Origin of the sequence: Flavobacterium supellecticarium, assembly GCF_004801375.1 — a bacterium.
GTDB lineage: Bacteria > Bacteroidota > Bacteroidia > Flavobacteriales > Flavobacteriaceae > Flavobacterium > Flavobacterium supellecticarium.
In genome coordinates, this window is the sequence record NZ_SSNZ01000026.1 from 1 (window position 1) to 537 (window position 537).

Genomic DNA, 537 nt, shown 5'->3' on the forward strand with positions numbered 1-537 from the left:
CTTCTTCCGTACAGTTATCGCCGCAGTTAATCTTAGGCTCACTCTCTCCGTAACCTTTTCCGGAGATTCTGTCCTTAGCAATTCCTTTGGAGATAATATACTGAACTGTAGATTTTGCACGACGGTCGGATAAATTCATGTTGTATTTATCACTACCTCTGCTATCGGTATGGGATTTAACCATGATCACCATGTTTGGATAGGCAGTCATCGCCTGAACCAACTTGTCTAACTCAAAAGCGCCTTGTTGGGTAATATTGCTCTTGTCGAATTCGAAATAGATGTCGTTCAACACCACTTCTTTTTCGGTTACGATCTGTTCGATTGGCTGTAAGTCGGCGCTGATGTTCACAATACCTCCTTTGGTTTTGCTAACCGGGAAGTTGTTGCTTTCATAACCATCTTTCGCTACTTGAATCGTATAAGCTTTATCACACTCAACAGCGTAGGATACCGTTCCGTCAGCTTCGGTTGTTTTAGTCGAAATAATGTTGTTCTTCTCGTCTAAGATCGCTACACGGGCACCCGATAATTTAG

General features: G+C 42.6%; 1 protein-coding gene. It reads right to left on the reverse strand.

Features of this window, described 5'->3' with window-relative positions; translation table 11 throughout:
• A partial coding sequence (locus E6C50_RS17505) for an OmpA family protein (RefSeq protein WP_136404541.1) occupies positions 1–537 on the reverse strand: 537 nt, incomplete at both ends.